This window comes from Ornithinimicrobium sp. F0845 (genome assembly GCF_023015765.1).
Lineage (GTDB): Bacteria > Actinomycetota > Actinomycetes > Actinomycetales > Dermatophilaceae > Ornithinicoccus.
On sequence record NZ_JALKAL010000007.1, the window covers coordinates 248,629 to 264,177 of the forward strand.

Genomic DNA, 15,549 nt, shown 5'->3' on the forward strand with positions numbered 1-15,549 from the left:
CCGTCGAATGATGAGAGCACTGACCTGGCAGGGACTCGGCGACGTGGAGGTCAAGGACGTCCCCGATCCTGCGATCGAGCAACCAACCGACGCGGTCGTGAGGGTCACCTCGACCGCGATCTGCGGCTCCGACCTGCACCTGTATGACGTCCTCGCACCCTACCTGCGCCCCGGCGACGTGCTGGGTCACGAGTTCATGGGCATCGTCGAGGAGGTCGGGCCGGAGGTCGGGCGGCTCCAGGTGGGCGATCGGGTCGTCGTGCCGTTCAACATCTCCTGCGGGACCTGCTGGATGTGCAGCCGCGGGCTGTTCGCCCAGTGCGAGACGACCCAGGTGCGCGAGCAGGGCTCCGGGGCGGCGCTGTTCGGCTACACCTCGCTCTACGGCTCGGTCCCGGGAGGCCAGGCCGAGTTCGTCCGGGTCCCGCACGCCGACTTCGGCCCGGTCTGGCTTGACGACGTCCACCCCGACGAGCGGTACCTGTACCTGTCCGACATCCTGCCCACCGCGTGGCAGGGGGTGGAGTATGCCGCGGTGCCGGAGGGCGGGACCCTGGCGGTCATCGGTCTCGGGCCGGTCGGGCAGCTCGCGGTGCGGGTCGCCAGGCACCAGGGGATCGAGCGGGTGATCGGGGTGGACCTGGTGGACGAGCGGTTGGGCCTCGCGGCGGCGTACGGGGCGGAGGTGGTCGACCGCCGCTCCGTCGACGACGTCGCCGAGGCGCTGCGCGACCTCACTGACGGCCGTGGACCAGACAGTGTGCTGGACGCGGTGGGGATGGAGGCGCACGGCAACCCGGTGGCCGAGGCGGTCATCAACGTGGTGGCCAGGTCACCCAAGCCGTTGGCCCGCAAGGGGATCGAGACCGTCGGCATCGACCGGCTCGAGGTCCTCCACACGAGCATCGACGCGGTGCGCCGGGGCGGCACGGTCTCGCTCTCCGGCGTCTACGGCGGGATGGCCGACCCGATGCCGATGATGCAGCTCTTCGACAAGGGGGTGCAGCTGCGGATGGGCCAGTGCCACGTGCGGCGGTGGACCCCGGAGCTGCACCAGCTCCTGTCCGGCGCCGACGACGTCCTGGGAGTGGAGACGCTGGCCACCCACCGCGTGCCGCTGGAGGAGGCGCCGGAGGCCTACCGGATGTTCCGGGACAAGACCGACGGGTGCGTCAAGGTCGTCCTGCAGCCGTGAGGTGACGTGACGCGCGACGACACCTTTCGGCCGCTGCCGCCGGCGCCCGGTCTCGCCCGTGCACCCCTCTCGCGCAGCCCCATGTCCCTTTCGCGGCGGGACTGCCTAGAGTGGGGAGCATGAGCAACACCGCAGGCGCGCCCGACACCCGAGTTCTGGTGATCACCGTCTCGGACCGTGCGTCAAACGGTGCCCGGGAGGACCGCTCGGGGCCGCGCCTGGCCGAGCTGTTCACCGAGGCTGGCTACGAGACGACGGGCCCCCGCCTGGTGACCGACGGTGTGGAGCCGGTGGCCGAGGCGCTCCGGGTGGGCATCGCCGAGGGGTTCGGGCTCGTCGCGACCACCGGGGGCACGGGGGTCTCGCCGCGCGACTTCACACCGGAGGCCACCCGCACCCTCGTCACCCGGGAGCTGACCGGGGTTGCCGAGCACCTGCGGAGTGAGGGCGCACGCCATACTCCCCTGGCCTGCCTCACCCGGGGAGTCGTCGGCGTCGCCGACGCGAGGACGCCCGAGGAGACCGGGACCCTCCTGGTCAACCTGCCGGGCAGCCTCTCGGGGGTCGAGCAGTCGATGGACGCGCTCGTGCCGCTGCTGCCGCACATCCTGTCGCAGGTCGTCGGGTGGGATCACTGATGGCCCTCCTGGACACCTACGGCCGGGTCCACCGGGACCTGCGCATCTCGCTGACCGACCGGTGCTCGCTGCGCTGCACCTACTGCATGCCCGAGCAGGGGCTGCCGTGGCTGGCCAAGCCGACGCTGCTGACGACCGAGGAGCTCATCCACCTGGCCCGGATCGCGGTCGACCTCGGCATCGAGGAGGTCCGGCTGACCGGCGGCGAGCCGCTGCTGCGGCGCGACCTGGTCGACGTGGTAGCCGGTATCGCCGCGCTGGGCGTCGAGGTGTCGATGACCACCAACGCGCTGGGCCTGGACAAGCTCGCTCCCGCCCTCGTGGAGGCCGGCCTGACCCGCGTCAACATCAGCCTCGACACCCTCGACCGCGACACCTTCAGGGAGCTGGCCCGGCGGGACCGGCTCGACGACACCCTCGCCGGCATCGCCGCCGCTGATGCGGCGGGACTGGCGCCGCTGAAGCTGAACACCGTCCTGATGCGCGACATCAACGACCACGAGTCGCCGCGGCTGCTGGCCTTCGCGCTGGAGCACGGCTACCAGCTGCGCTTCATCGAGCAGATGCCGCTGGACGCCGGGCACACCTGGCGGCGGGACAACATGGTCACCGGCGAGGAGGTGCTGACCCGGCTGCGGGAGCACTACGAGCTGACGCCGGTCGACCAGCGTGGCAGCGCGCCCGCCGAGCGCTTCCTGGTGGACGGCGGCCCCGCGACGGTCGGAGTGATCGCGTCGGTGACCGCCCCGTTCTGCGGCGCCTGCGACCGGGTGCGGCTCACCGCCGACGGCCAGGTCCGCAACTGCCTGTTCGCCCGCACCGAGACCGACCTGCGCACACCCCTGCGCGAGGGCGCCAGCGACGAGGAGCTGGCGGATCTCGTCCGTGCCTGCATCACCGCCAAGCTGCCCGGACACGGCATCAACGAGCCGGGCTTCCTGCAGCCCGGCCGGCCGATGAGCGCCATCGGCGGCTGAGGGCGAGAGCCGCCCGCGTCAGAGCGCGAGGGCGTCCGGCGGCAGAGCGTGAGGGCCGTCGGTGACAGGGCGTGAGCACCGTTGGCGGCAGGGCGTGAGCGCCGCTCTGTTAACTTTTCGTGAACTTCGTTATTCTGCTCAGTGATTCACCTGTCCAGGAAACGAGGGAGTGGGCGCGTGATCACTGCCTTTGGCGTCCCCTGCGCCGTGAACCCCGGGGCGCTCAGCGCTGGCGACAGCTCGGTCTGACCCATGCCGCCACACGCCCGAGCCCCCGACGGGCTCCGGCGTGCCACGGCAGCCGGCGGACGGGTGGGCATCCTGGCCAGCAGCGGGCCCCACCTCGACTCCGTCTTCGTCCGGGTGGGTGACCTCCTCCGGTCCCGGGGGCACGAGGTGCACTACGCCGCAGGAACCCCCATGGAGAGGGCGCCGGGCGTGGTGGTGACGTCGGTGACCGAGCGCTGGCAGCTGGCCAACCTGCGCGCCGGCAAGGACCTGCGGCGCTGGGTCGAGGAGGTGGACGCGGACGTCGTGCTCGTCAGCACCTCCACTGCCGCGCTGCTGGCACGCCGGGCCGCGCTGCCGGTGCCCGTCGTCTACTTCGCCCGGGGTCTGGGCTTCCGCGAGGCCAGTCCGGCACGAACGGCGCACTGGGAGCTGCTGGAGCGGTGGGGGCTCCCGCGCACCTCCTCCGTGATCACCCTCAACGACGAGGACGAGGCGTGGTTCGCGCGCTGGGCGCCGGACCTGCCCGTGCACCGCCTGCCGTTCGGGGTCGGGCTGCCCGTGGAGACGTTCCCGGCCTCCCCGCAACCGGACAACAACGTGGTCCTGTGGGTCGGTGGGCATACGCCACGCAAGCGTCCCTGGCTGGCGGTCCAGGTCGCCGCGGAGATGCGGCGACGGGGCACCCCGATCCGTCTGCGGATGCTCGGCTGCGGACCACTGACGGCGGAGATCACCCGGCTCGCCGGGCGGCTCGGCGTGGCCGACGACGTCACCGTCCCCGGCTATGTGCCCGTCGCCCCGGAACTGCAGGGGGCAAGGATGCTGCTGCACACGGCCGACCGGGAAGGGTTGCCGAGGGTGGTCGTCGAGGCGCTGGCCGTGCAACGCCCCACGGCGTCCTTCGACGTCAAGGGGATGCGGCGACTGCCGGCGGTCGAGCTCATCGCCGACGGTGACGTCCCGGCCATGGCCGACCTCGTGGCTCACCTGCTGACCCACCCGGTCGCGGACGGGGCGTTCCCCTCCGCGGAGGAGCTGTCCGACGAGCGGGCTGTCGTCGCCTTGGAGACGGTCCTGACCGAGGCCGTGAACACCACGCCCGGAGGCCTCAGCGAGCGCAACTGAGTGCTGCGCCTGTCCACGTGCGCGCCCGCGCAGCCACGTCAGCCGAGGGCCGCGGACCTCCGCGCTCTCACCGGGACAGGGTGAGGAGACACACGGTGTCGGTGACCGCGTCGACGTGGTGGCGGGCCGTCGGGATCGGCAGCAGATCACCCGCCCCGAGCGGCCACCGCTCCTCGCCAGCCACCAGCACCACCTCGCCCCGGAGCACCTGCAGGGTGGCGGCGGGGGGCGCCTCGTGCTCCGGCAACTGGCAGCCGGAGCGCAGCGCGAACAGGACCGCCTGCTGCACCGGGCCCCGGATCACGGGTCGCGTGCGCAGCCCGTTGGGTCGTTCCGTGGCCTCCTGCAGCAGCTCACGACCCAGCGTGTCCAGGTCCACCGGCTCCGCGCGCTGCGGCTCGGCCAACGGCAACCCGGCCGACGTCACCGCAGGTCACCACCGGCTGCCGCGTCGAGGCGGGGCACACCCTTCCAGAGTGCGGGGATCACCGCGGCGGCGATGAGCGCCTTGACGATGCCGCCGGGGATGAAGGGCCACAGGCCCCACTGCAGGGTCTGCGCCAGGTCGGCGCCGGTGACGACCGCCAGCCACGGCAGACCGACGAGAAAGACCACGCCGGACCCGGCCAGGAAGGTGACCGCGGCGTGCAGGAACCTGCGGTCCCACTGCCGCTGCGCCAGCCACCCGGTGAGCGCCGCAGCGAGGACGAACCCGACGATGTAGCCGCCGGTCGAGCCGAGCAGCACCCCGACGCCGTGCCCGGCGTCGGAGAACCAGGGGACCCCCGCGACACCGACGGCGGCGTAGAGCAGCATCGCCAGTGCGCCGCGGCTGGCACCGAGCGTCGAGCCGACGAGCAGCACGGCGAGCGTCTGCCCGGTGATCGGGACCGGCCACAGCGGGATGGCCACCTGGGCCATCAGCCCGGTGAGGACAGCGCCCCCCGCGACGAGGGCGACATCGGTCACCAGGGCACGCGGGATGACGTGGTCGGCGAGGGTGGGCCGTCCGACGGCGAGCGAGAGAGTCATCTGCCGATCGTAGAGGCAGGCTCGCGCGACGGGCATCTCGCCCCGGCTACCGCCAGGTACTGGAGGGGGCTGGGCAGCACGACGCCGACCATCAGTCCGCAACCTTCGCTTCGAGGGGACATCGTCGGTCGGGTCGTCGGCACGGACCTCGTCAGCCGATCGTCCCCTCCGTGCTGAGCAGGACCACGACCGCGTCGCCCGGCAGGTCGAGCTGGGCCCGGCGGGCGGGGTCCCCGAGGGCGGCGCGCACGCCGGCCAGGGTCGCCGCGCCGCACGGCCCGGACGAGACACCGAGGTGCCCCAGATCGGTCGAGGCCGCCAGGGCGTCCTCATCACTCACCACGACCGCCGCGTCGCACCCGTCACGCAGCACGGGCCAGGCGAGGGCCGAGACCGTGCCGCAGTTGAGACCTGCCATGACCGTCGCCGCGGTGGGGACCGCGACCGGCTCACCCGCCGCGAGGCTCGCCAGGACGCAGGCCGCCGTGTCCGGCTCGACGGACAGCACCCGGGTCGTGGCCGGGCCGGCGACGCGGTAGTGCCCCACGACCGCCTGGGCCAGGGAGCCGACGCCGACCGGGACCGCGACGAGGTCCGGGGCACGCCCCAGCTCCTCGTCCACCTCCTGCAGCAGGGTGTCATAGCCTTCGACGATCCAGCCCGGGACCTCCTGGTAACCCGGCCATGCGGTGTCCTGGACCAGCTCTCGCGAAGGGGCCGCCCCGGCATACTCCGCAGCGGCCTGCACCGTCTGGTCGTAGTCGCCGGCGGTCCGCACGACCTGGGCCCCCTCGGCGGCGATCAGGGAGGCCGCCCGCTCGGTCATCACCGCGGGGACGAACACGCTGGCCCGGGTGCCGAGGTGACGGGCCATCCGGGCGACCGCCCGCCCGTGGTTGCCGTCGGTGGCCGTGACCAGGACCGCACCGGGATGCCGGTCCAGCACCCGGGCGCACGCCCAGGAGGCGCCCAGCACCTTGAAGGCGGGGAGCCCGAGCCGGGAGGACTCGTCCTTCACCAGGACCCTGCCCACCCCGAGCTCGGCGGCGAGGGTGGGCAGGTCGACGAGCGGTGTCGGCTCGTAGCCCGGGAGGGTCCGGTGGAACTCCCGCGCTCGGCCGTCGGTGCTCGGCCAGCCCGTGGAGCGGACCCTGGGGTTGCGGTGCCATCCGGTCATGCCTCCATGCTCGACCACCGGCGCAGGGTGCGTCCACCACCGCCTCGGAGGTCCGGGGGTCCGCGGTCGCGTGCCGTCGTGGGACCATCGGAGGATGACTTCTCCCGTTGCCCTGACGATCGCCGGCTCGGAGGCCACCGGTGGTGCCGGCGCCCAGGCCGACCTGCGCACCTTCCAGGCCCACCAGGTGTTCGGCGCGGTCGCCCTCACCTGCATCGTCTCCTTCGACCCGAACGCCGACTGGGGTCATCGGTTCGTGCCGGTCGAGCCGCAGGTGATCGCCGACCAGCTGGAGGCCATCACCGCGGCCTACGACGCGGACCAGCTGTCAGTCACCAAGATCGGCATGCTCGGCACCCCCGCGACGATCGAGACGGTGGCCAAGGTGCTGCAGCGGCGGCCGTTCGGCCAGGTCGTGCTGGATCCCGTCCTCATCTGCAAGGGGCAGGAGCCGGGTGCCGCGCTGGACACCGACACCGCACTGAAGGCCAAGGTGCTGCCGCTGGCCACGTTCGTCACGCCGAACCACTTCGAGGCCGAGTCGCTGTCCGGCCTGCAGATCCGCAGCGTCGAGGACCTCACCGAGGCCGCGCGCCGCATCCACGAGACGTCTGGTGCGGTGGTGCTCGCCAAGGGTGGGGTCAACCTGCCCGGACCGGACGCGGTCGACGTCTTCTTCGACGGCACGACCACCGAGACCCTCAGCGCCCCCAAGGTCGGGGAGGTGCAGGTGGCCGGGGCCGGCTGCACGCTGGCTGCCGCCGTCGCCGCCCGCCTGGCGTTGGGTGACTCCCCGCTGGAGGCCGCCCGGGCGGCCAAGGCGTTCGTCACGGCGGGCATCCAGGAGCGCCTGGTCTCCCAGGCGCCCTTCGACGTGGTGCGCCAGCGGGCCGTATGACGGACGCGCGGGCGGCTGCCCGCACCGGGGCGCTCATGGCGCTGGCCTCGATGTTCTGCGTGCAGCTCGGTGTCGTCGCGGCCTTCTCGGTGTTCGACCGCATCGGCCCGGACGGAGCGGCCTGGCTGCGGCTGTCCTGGGCCGGGCTCATCTTCGTGGTGCTGGTGCGGCCACGCCCCCTACAGCTCCCGCGGCGGGACCTGGTGGCCTGCCTGGCCCTCGGTGTGGTGACCGCCTTCATCACCATCCTGTTCATGTTTGCCGTCGAGCGCATCCCGGTCGGCACCGCGAGCGCGCTGGAGTTCCTCGGTCCCCTGGGCGTGGCGGTGCTGCGCAGCCGCAACCGCCGGGCGGTGATCTGGCCGGTGCTGGCCCTCGTCGGGGTGCTGCTGCTCACCGAGCCGTGGCGCAGCACGGTCGACCCGGTCGGCGTGGCCTACGCCCTCGGCGCCGCCGCCTGCTGGGCGCTCTATATCCTGCTCACCCAGCGGGTTGGTGACGCGGTCTCCGGGCTGCAGGGGCTGGCGATCTCGATGCCGGTAGCCGCGATCGTCGCGACCGTCGTGCTGGGCGGCTCCGTCATCCCCGACCTGACCTGGACGAACGCGCTGATCGGGCTCGGCCTAGCGGTCCTCCTACCGGTGGTGCCGTTCGCCCTGGAGATGCTGGCGCTCCGCCGGATGACGACTGCCTCCTTCGGCACCCTCATGGCGCTCGAGCCAGCGATGGCGCTGGTGCTCGGCCTGGTGATCCTCAGCCAGCAGCCCGGGGCGCTCCCGGTCGTGGGCATCCTCTTCGTGGTCGCGGCCGGCATCGGCGCCGAGCGCACCGGCGCCCGGGACGACCGCCCGCCGGAGCAGACCCGCGACATCGACCCGGGCTACGTCGTGCCCTAGCACCAGCCCACCAGCCCACCGTTCGGCGCTGGTGAATCGGAGAGGTAGACCGGCAGACGTCTCCACCGCTGCTCAGGGCAGGGCAACCACCCGCAGGTTCCAGTCCACGGAGTCCCCGGTCTCGACCTGCAGGCGGTAGGAGCCCGCCAGCGGCAGCCCGGTGGCGCCCTCGGCCGTCCCGTTGACCTCCACGAGCACAGCCACCTCGTTGTCGTCGGCATCGACCACGGAGACGGTGTGCTCCCCGTCACCGGTGAAGGAGTAGGCCAGCACGTGCCGCGTCCCACCCGCCAGCTCCGCCACATCGGTGGTGGCCGGCCCGGTCCCCTCGGCGTCGAAGACCGTCTCCGCCTCAGGGTCGGGGGCCGGGTCCGGCTCGGAGGCCACGCTGACCACCAGCGCCGCCCCGGACAGCATCGGCGTGCCGGACGGCGGGGTCTGCGCCACGACCGTCCCGGCGTCGACCTGATCGGTCGCCGAGGGGATCTGCACCAGGAGCCAGCCGTTCTCCTCCGCGACGGTGGCCGCGTCCTCGGAGGTGCCTCCCACGAGGTCGGGCGTCGCGACCATGGCCTCGTCGAAGTCCGCCAGGATCTCATCGATGCGCTCCTGGAGCCGGGTGTTGTCCGCCTCCAGGTCGGCGACCTGCTCGGTCAGATCCTCGTTGTCCGTCGTCAGGCCCGCGACCTCCTCCGTCAGGGCGTCGACGTCGGCAGCCAGTCCCTCGTTCTCGGCGGTGAGCTCGGCCACGCGGTCCTCGCCCGCCGTCCCCTGCGCCTCGAGCTCGGCTGTCAGATCCTCGACCTCGGCCTCCAGGTCGGCGTTGGCTGCGGTGAGGCGGTCGACCTCAGCCTCAAGCTCTGAGGAGTCGTCACCGCCGGAGAAGATCAGCCAGCCCAGCACCAGACCGGCCACGAGCGCACCGAGCGCGGCGAGCAGCGGGACCAGCCACTTCGACCCGGCCTCTTCCTCTGGCACGGGGTCCGGCGGTGGTCCTCCCTGGTCCGGGTAGCCACCCGGGGTTCCCTGCTCCGGGTAGCCACCCGGGGTTCCCTGCTCCGGGTAGCCGCCCGGGGCACCCTGGCCTGAGTAACCGCCCGGTGCACCCTGGCCCGGGTAGCCGCCCGGGGCTCCCTGTCCAGCCGACCCGTAGCCCGGGCGCGGGATCTCGCGGGTAACGTCGGCGTCACCGGGCTGCGGTGGCTCGTCCCAGGGTCTGTCGGTCATAGCGGACCTCCTCGTCACCCAGATCCTCGCGGCTCTGGCCATCGCATGTCCAGAGGGGCCGTGCGGGACGGCCCTCCCGCGACCCGGCTCGACGGGCCTACCTGCGCACCTTCAACCCTCGCGGACCTACCCCTCGCGGGCCTGCTGCCACAGGTCGATGCCGGCGTCCACGGCATACTGCTCGATCTGGGCCAGCTCGTCGGAGGTGAAGGTGAGCTGGTCCACGGCCCCCAGGTTCTGCTCCAGCTGCTCGACGCTGCTGGCGCCGACGAGAACCGAGGTCATCCGGGCGTCGCGCAGCACCCACGCCAGCGCCAGCTGCGCCAGGCTCTGTCCGCGGCCCGCTGCCAGCTCGTGCAGCGCCCGCACGTGGGCCAGGGACTGCTCGGTGAGCATGTCGGGCGAGAGGGACTTGCCCTGACTGGCGCGCGAGCCCTCGGGGATGCCGTGCAGGTAGCGGTCGGTGAGCATCCCCTGGGCCAGCGGTGAGAACGCGATGCAGCCGGCGCCGACCTCCTCCAGGGTGTCGAGGAGCTGGTCCCGCTCGATCCAGCGGTTCAGCAGCGAGTATGACGGCTGGTGGATCAGCAGCGGCGTGCCCAGGTCGGCCAGGATCGCCGCCGCCTCGCGGGTTGCCTCGGCGGAGTAGGAGGAGATCCCGACATACAGCGCCCTGCCCGACCGGACGATCGCGTCGAGGGCGCCCATCGTCTCCTCCAGCGGCGTCGAGGGGTCGGGACGGTGGTGGTAGTAGATGTCGACGTAGTCCAGCCCCATCCGCTGCAGCGACTGGTCCAGGCTGGCGATCAGGTACTTGCGCGAACCGCCGATCTGGCCGTAGGGGCCGGGCCACATGTCCCAGCCGGCCTTGCTGGAGATCACCAGCTCGTCCCGCACGCCAGCGAAGGAGCGGCGCAGGTGGCGACCGAAGTTCTCCTCGGCCGCGCCATAGGGCGGGCCGTAATTGTTGGCCAGGTCGAAGTGGGTGACGCCGAGGTCGAAGGCGCGGCGCAGCACCTGCTCCTGCCGCTCGAACGGCACGTCGTCGCCGAAGTTGTGCCACAGCCCCAGCGACACGGCCGGCAGGTCGAGGCCGGAGCGACCCGTCCGGCGGTAGGGCATCGAGTCGTAGCGCGCGGGGTCCGGGGAGTACATGTGGCCCATCCTGCCCCGGGCGCGCCGGGCCCGCGTACCGAACACCCCCAAGAATGCGTGGGAGGCGAACAGAACTTCCCCGTCGTGGCTGCGGGTCACCGCCACCGACCGGGATGCACCTCAGCCCGGACAGGTCTACGTTCAGTCCATTAGCCCGATCACGGATGAGCCGACGCACGGATGGGGGAGAGCCGATGAACGTGAGCCTCCGGGAACAGTTGCTGCGACGCAAGCCGCTGGACCGGGTCACCGCCGGCGGCAGCGACGAGCACCTCCAGCGCAGGATCGGCACCTTCACGCTGATGCTGTTCGGCGTCGGGGCCACGGTCGGGACCGGCATCTTCTTCGTGATGCAGGAGGCGACCCCGGACGCGGGACCGGCCGTCGTGGTCGCCTTCATCGTCGCCGGCCTCGCGGCCGGGTTGTCAGCGATCTGCTACGCCGAGCTGGCCAGCGCCATCCCGGTCAGCGGGTCGACCTACTCCTACGCCTACCACTCGATGGGCGAGCTCGTCGCGATGGTCATCGCGGCCTGCGTGCTGCTGGAGTACGGCGTGGCCGCCTCCGCGGTCGCGGTCGGCTGGAGCGGCTACTTCAACGAGCTCACCAGCAGCCTGATCGGCTGGCAGCTGCCCGACGCGCTCTCCTACTCCCCCATCCCCTTCGAGGAGAACACCACCGGCCTGATCAACCTGCCGGCCGTGGTCCTGGTCTTCCTCTGCATGCTGCTCCTGATCCGGGGCGTCACCGAGTCGGCCCGGGCCAACACGATCATGGTGCTGATCAAACTGGGCGTCCTCCTCATGTTCGTCATCATCGCCTTCACCGCCTTCGAGGCCGACCGGTTCGACAACTTCTGGGCCGCCGGGCCCGCCGGGATCAGCGCCGCCGCGGCCACGATCTTCTTCTCCTTCATCGGCCTGGACGCGGTCTCGACCGCCGGCGAGGAGGTGCGCAACCCCCAGAAGGCGCTGCCGCGGGCCATCATGGGTGCGCTCCTGGTCGTGATCACGGTCTACGTCCTGGTCGCCATCTCCAGCGTGGGCGCCCAGCCGCTCGAGGATTTCTCCGACCCGGAGCAGCAGTCCGCCGGCCTGTCGGTGATCCTCGGCAACATCACCGGCAACTCCACGGCCGGCACCATCCTCGCCGCGGGCGCCGTCATCTCGATCTTCTCCGTCACCCTGGTCACCCTCTACGGGCAGACCCGCATCCTGTTCGCCATGGGCCGTGACCGGATGCTGCCCCGCAGGTTCGCGCACGTCAACCCGCGCACGCTGACCCCCAACTTCAACACCGTCGTCGTGGCGATCGTCGTGTCCCTCATCGCCGGGTTCGTGCCGGCCGACTACCTCTGGGACACCGTCTCGATCGGCACCCTGGGCGCCTTCATCACGGTGGCGATCGGCGTGCTCGTGCTGCGGCGCACCAACCCCGACCTGGAGCGGCCGTTCAAGGTGCCGGGTTATCCGGTCACCCCGATCCTGACCGTCATCCTGTGCGTCTACGTCCTGTCCGGCCTGGAACTGTTCACCTGGGTCGTCTTCCTCAGCTGGCTGGCCATCGTGCTCGCCTTCTACCTGGTGTGGGGCCGGCGCCAGTCGAGGCTGAACCCTGGACAGGCAGCGGCCGAGCCCGTGGAGATCTCATGACCGTCCTGGTCGGGCTCGGCCCGCAGGACGACCACTCGACGATCGAGTTCGCGGCGACCCTCGCCCGGTCCGACGGTCAGGACCTGGCCGTGGTGAGCGTGGTCCCGGCTCCCTGGCCGACGCCGATCTCCTCGGGGGTCGACAAGGAGTATGCGCAGTGGGCCGCCTCCCAGGGCAAGGTCGCCGCGGACCGGGCCCGGGCCTTCATCGACACGCACTGCACCGGCGTGCGCGCCGAGGTCACCTGGGTGCGTGGCCGGTCGGCGCCGGCGGCCCTCCAGCGGGAGGCCGCCCGGAGGAGGGCGGACCTCATCGTGCTGGGGTCCTCACGGAACATGGGCCGGATCGCGATCGGCTCGACGGCCGACGCCCTGCTGCACTCCTCCCCCATCCCGGTGGCCATCGGCGTCCACGGCTACGCCGCCCCACGCGGTGGCGTCATCGGGCGGGCGACGGTCGCCTTCCGGGGCGACCGGCCCTCGCACCGCGCGTTGCGCCGCACCGCCGAGGTGTGTCAGCGCGCCGGGGCGTCGCTGCGCGTGGTGACCTTCGCGGTGACCAGCCAGGGCATGTTTACCGCCGGTGTCGGACGCAGTGAACGGCTGATCGCTGACCAGTGGGTCGAGTCCGTCACCACCGAGCAGACCCGGGGTGTCAAGGCACTGGCTGACCTCGGGATCCGGCCCGGGGACGTGGAGCAGGCGGTGGCCCGGGGAGCCGACTGGACCGAGGCGCTCGGCCAGGTGGTCTGGCAGCCCGACGACGTGCTCGTGGTCGGGTCGTCCCGGGAGGGCCGACTGACCCGACTGTTCCTTGGGCCCACCGGCAGCCGCATCGTGCGGGCCGCCCCCGTGCCGGTGGTGGTCGTGCGCTGAGGTCACAACCTCTCGCGTCGGCCTAGAACCCCATGACCCGCACGAAGCGGGCGTCCCAGGCCTCGCCCGGGTGCGGCGCCCGGTCCGGATCCGGAGTGATGTTCTCCAGGTCGGCGTACAGCTGGTAGGCGCCGTCAGCCGTGCGGGACTCGACCTCGGTCACGCTCCCGAGCAGACGATCGAGATACTGCTCACCGTCGTCATAGGCGTCGACCAGCACGAGGGTGTACTCGTGGCCGACCTCGAGACGAGTGTCGGACTCCAGGACCGCCGGTTGCCCGTCGCTCCACCCCGGTGACACCTCGAGGGTGATGACCTGATCCCACGAGACCGGCGTGATGGCCTCCGGGTGTGACCACAGCACGTCCCGCACGAAGAGATCCACCTCTCGCGCCGCCTGGTCGGCGCGGAGGGAGGCCGGATGGCGAGGCTCGACCTCACGCTCGGCGAGGACCTCGACCCAGACCACGTGGGAGCCCCAGTCCGCAAAGTCCTGCGGCGTGGTCGCGATGAGATAGGGGTCGGCCATGATCTCGACCGGCTCGTCCCGCGGATAGGCCCACTGGATGTGGTCGTCGCAGGGCACCCGATACTCGGTGTCCTGACAGGCGAGGTCGAAGAGATCACGCTGGCCCAGCGGTTCGTCCAGCACGACCTCGACCTCGACCTCGTCGTTGCCGGGGCATGCATAGAGGCCCGATGGCAGCGGCTCAACGTCGATCCGGATCAGGACCCGGTCGCCCTCCGCGGTCACGACCGGCTCGAGCACCTGGCCGGTCCTGCCTCCCGAACACGCGGCCCGGGTGACGCCCACCCGTAGTGTCCGCGACTCCTCGGTCACACTGCCCGGATCGAGCAACCGCCAACTGGCGGGGTCACCGTCGGACTGTGCAGACCCTGTCGGGACCGGAGTCCCGGTGAGCTCTGCCCCGTCGGTCGGCGAGGGGTCAGTCTGGGTCGGCGACGACTCGGTCGGCACCGCCGGCGCCACGTCCTCGTCCGGGGTCAGTCCACCCGAGATCGTGAGGGCTCCGGCGACGGCCGCCGCCGCGAGCACCGCGCCGCCCCCGGCAAACGCGGCCCGTCGGCGGCGGCGCATCCCGAGGCCTCGGGCCCAGGCGGCCTCGGCCAGGTCGACCCGTGGGGTCTGGCCCACCGCCTGGTCCAGCACCTCATGCAGGTCCGTGCGAGTCATGCGTGCTCACCTCCCTCACCGGTCAGCACCGGCTCCAGCCCCGGCAGCAGCCGGCGCAGGTTGGCCAGGGCGCTACTGGCCTGGCTCTTGACGGTCCCGCGGCTGATGCCGAGGATCTCGGCGATCTGCTCCTCCGGGAGGTCCTCGTAGTAACGGAGCACCAGCACTGCCCGCTGACGCGGCGCGAGCTCACCCAGGGCAGCACGCACCTCGGCACCCTCCACCCACTCGTCGGCTCTGTCTGGCCCGGCGTGCCGGGTGACGAAGTCGCCGTCGGGTGAGTGGACGTCATACGGCTGCTCGCGGCGCCACTTGCGCCAGTGGGAGATCGCGTCGCGATAGAGAATCCGGCGGATGTAGGCCTCGGGAGACCCGTGGCGCACCTGGTCCCAGCGACTGGCCACCTTGGCGAGCGCGTCCTGCAGCAGGTCCTGGGCGAGGTGGTGGTTGCCGCACATCAGCACCGCGGCCCGCAGCAGCGGGTCCTGGCGGGCCCGGACGAAATCCAGGAAGTCCTCATCGACCTGCACGCTGCTCACCACCTCCGGCTGGGGCCATAGTGGTCTAACGGGTCCGGGGCGGCCCCAGGTTGTGTCGGCGGGTCACGATCTGGTCACGACTCTGACCGGTCACCCGTGGTCGCCCTGGCTGCGCCGGTAGGTGTGCCAGCTCTCGGTGATCTGGTAGCCGACCGCACGGTTCATCGCCAGGCTGGCGAGATTGCTGTCCGCGCCCCCCGTGCCGAAGTGGGTCTCGCCCTGCCCGGCGTGGGCGAGCACGGACGCAGCCTTCACCGCGCTCCCCAGCCCGCCACCGCGGTGTTGGGGGTGCACTGCCGTGAAGTCGGTCTCGACACGGTGCTCGAGCTTGCGGGTCACGGTCAGCGCGACCAGGGTCTCGCCCTGCCAGGCACCCCAGACCTGGCCGCGCTGCAGCAGTGCCGTGGCGGCGTCCTTGTCCAGCGGCTCGTGGCGAGTCGCCACCCCACCGGGATAGTCCGGCGCGGTCAGCCCGTCCAGTGCCAGCAGCTGGCGTATGTCGTCGGGCTGGGCCAGGCGCAGCACGTAGCCGGCGCTGTCCGCCCGGCCCACGAGCCGTTGCAGCCGGGCCAACGGCTCCGGGTCCGCCGGGTCGATCTCGAGCCGGGCGCCCCACGAGGTGGCGACGCGCTCCCACCCCTCCGCCTCCACCTGCCGGACGCGCGGGTCGGTGGAGCGCAGCACGATCTCGAGCTCTCGGGACGGCACGTCAGGTGTCGCCTCTGCGGGACGGCATA

Annotated in this window: 16 protein-coding genes; 8 read left to right on the forward strand and 8 right to left on the reverse strand. The window is 72.0% G+C overall.

Going from position 1 to position 15,549, the window contains the following annotated elements; genetic code table 11:
- Positions 1-10 precede the first annotated feature (10 nt).
- The 4 genes from MWU75_RS12360 to MWU75_RS12375 all read left to right on the forward strand — a co-directional run bounded on the left by MWU75_RS12360 (position 11) and on the right by MWU75_RS12375 (position 4,166).
- On the forward strand, positions 11-1,195 hold the full coding sequence (locus tag MWU75_RS12360) for a zinc-dependent alcohol dehydrogenase (RefSeq protein ID WP_247091081.1): 1,185 nt from the start codon (positions 11-13) through the stop codon (positions 1,193-1,195).
- A 119-nt stretch (positions 1,196-1,314) separates the two neighbouring features.
- Complete coding sequence (locus tag MWU75_RS12365) at positions 1,315-1,833, forward strand: MogA/MoaB family molybdenum cofactor biosynthesis protein (protein WP_247091083.1); 519 nt, start codon at positions 1,315-1,317, stop codon at positions 1,831-1,833.
- A complete protein-coding gene (moaA, locus tag MWU75_RS12370) occupies positions 1,833-2,810 on the forward strand; it encodes a GTP 3',8-cyclase MoaA (RefSeq protein ID WP_247091085.1) in 978 nt (325 codons plus the stop codon). Before MWU75_RS12365 ends, moaA begins: the two co-directional genes overlap by 1 nt.
- A 252-nt stretch (positions 2,811-3,062) precedes the next feature.
- Complete coding sequence (locus MWU75_RS12375) at positions 3,063-4,166, forward strand: glycosyltransferase (protein ID WP_247091087.1); 1,104 nt, start codon at positions 3,063-3,065, stop codon at positions 4,164-4,166.
- 67 nt (positions 4,167-4,233) lie between these two features.
- Here the strand turns inward: MWU75_RS12375 and MWU75_RS12380 are convergent, their stop codons facing one another.
- From MWU75_RS12380 to MWU75_RS12390, 3 genes are all read right to left on the reverse strand, one after another.
- Positions 4,234-4,593 (reverse strand): cupin domain-containing protein, encoded by a 360-nt coding sequence (locus tag MWU75_RS12380; RefSeq protein WP_247091089.1) that lies wholly within the window; start codon positions 4,591-4,593, stop codon positions 4,234-4,236.
- Positions 4,590-5,198 (reverse strand): biotin transporter BioY, encoded by a 609-nt coding sequence (locus tag MWU75_RS12385; protein WP_247091091.1) that lies wholly within the window; start codon positions 5,196-5,198, stop codon positions 4,590-4,592. The genes MWU75_RS12380 and MWU75_RS12385 overlap by 4 nt, the downstream gene beginning before the upstream one ends.
- Before the next feature lie 151 nt (positions 5,199-5,349).
- Positions 5,350-6,375 (reverse strand): pyridoxal-phosphate dependent enzyme, encoded by a 1,026-nt coding sequence (locus tag MWU75_RS12390; protein ID WP_247091092.1) that lies wholly within the window; start codon positions 6,373-6,375, stop codon positions 5,350-5,352.
- A 94-nt stretch (positions 6,376-6,469) separates the two neighbouring features.
- On the opposite strand from MWU75_RS12390, the gene thiD reads away from it, so the two are divergent.
- Together thiD and MWU75_RS12400 are read left to right on the forward strand one after the other, a co-directional pair.
- Entirely contained in the window at positions 6,470-7,273 is an 804-nt protein-coding gene (gene thiD, locus MWU75_RS12395) for a bifunctional hydroxymethylpyrimidine kinase/phosphomethylpyrimidine kinase (protein ID WP_247091094.1), read from the forward strand.
- Positions 7,270-8,169, forward strand: a complete 900-nt coding sequence (locus tag MWU75_RS12400) for an EamA family transporter (protein WP_247091096.1) — start codon at positions 7,270-7,272, stop codon at positions 8,167-8,169. Before thiD ends, MWU75_RS12400 begins: the two co-directional genes overlap by 4 nt.
- 72 nt (positions 8,170-8,241) lie before the next feature.
- Here the strand turns inward: MWU75_RS12400 and MWU75_RS12405 are convergent, their stop codons facing one another.
- Positions 8,242-9,396: a PASTA domain-containing protein gene (locus MWU75_RS12405; RefSeq protein WP_247091098.1), complete on the reverse strand. Its 1,155-nt coding sequence runs from the start codon at positions 9,394-9,396 to the stop codon at positions 8,242-8,244.
- Positions 9,397-9,522: 126 nt separating this feature from the next.
- Positions 9,523-10,551 carry an L-glyceraldehyde 3-phosphate reductase gene (mgrA, locus tag MWU75_RS12410; protein WP_247091101.1) on the reverse strand — a complete coding sequence of 343 codons (1,029 nt, stop codon included), beginning with the start codon at positions 10,549-10,551 and terminating at the stop codon, positions 9,523-9,525.
- A gap of 194 nt (positions 10,552-10,745) precedes the next feature.
- Between mgrA and MWU75_RS12415 the strand changes: the two genes are divergently transcribed.
- Both MWU75_RS12415 and MWU75_RS12420 read left to right on the forward strand, forming a co-directional pair.
- Positions 10,746-12,203 (forward strand): amino acid permease, encoded by a 1,458-nt coding sequence (locus MWU75_RS12415; RefSeq protein ID WP_247091102.1) that lies wholly within the window; start codon positions 10,746-10,748, stop codon positions 12,201-12,203.
- Positions 12,200-13,078 (forward strand): universal stress protein, encoded by an 879-nt coding sequence (locus tag MWU75_RS12420; protein ID WP_247091104.1) that lies wholly within the window; start codon positions 12,200-12,202, stop codon positions 13,076-13,078. Before MWU75_RS12415 ends, MWU75_RS12420 begins: the two co-directional genes overlap by 4 nt.
- Before the next feature lie 22 nt (positions 13,079-13,100).
- Here MWU75_RS12420 and MWU75_RS12425 read toward each other — a convergent pair whose 3' ends face one another.
- From MWU75_RS12425 to MWU75_RS12435, 3 genes are all read right to left on the reverse strand, one after another.
- On the reverse strand, positions 13,101-14,273 hold the full coding sequence (locus MWU75_RS12425; RefSeq protein WP_247091106.1) for a hypothetical protein: 1,173 nt from the start codon (positions 14,271-14,273) through the stop codon (positions 13,101-13,103).
- Entirely contained in the window at positions 14,270-14,812 is a 543-nt protein-coding gene (locus MWU75_RS12430) for a SigE family RNA polymerase sigma factor (RefSeq protein WP_247091108.1), read from the reverse strand. Before MWU75_RS12430 ends, MWU75_RS12425 begins: the two co-directional genes overlap by 4 nt.
- Before the next feature lie 90 nt (positions 14,813-14,902).
- Positions 14,903-15,520 carry a GNAT family N-acetyltransferase gene (locus tag MWU75_RS12435; protein ID WP_247091110.1) on the reverse strand — a complete coding sequence of 206 codons (618 nt, stop codon included), beginning with the start codon at positions 15,518-15,520 and terminating at the stop codon, positions 14,903-14,905.
- Between the last annotated feature and the right edge of the window lie 29 nt (positions 15,521-15,549).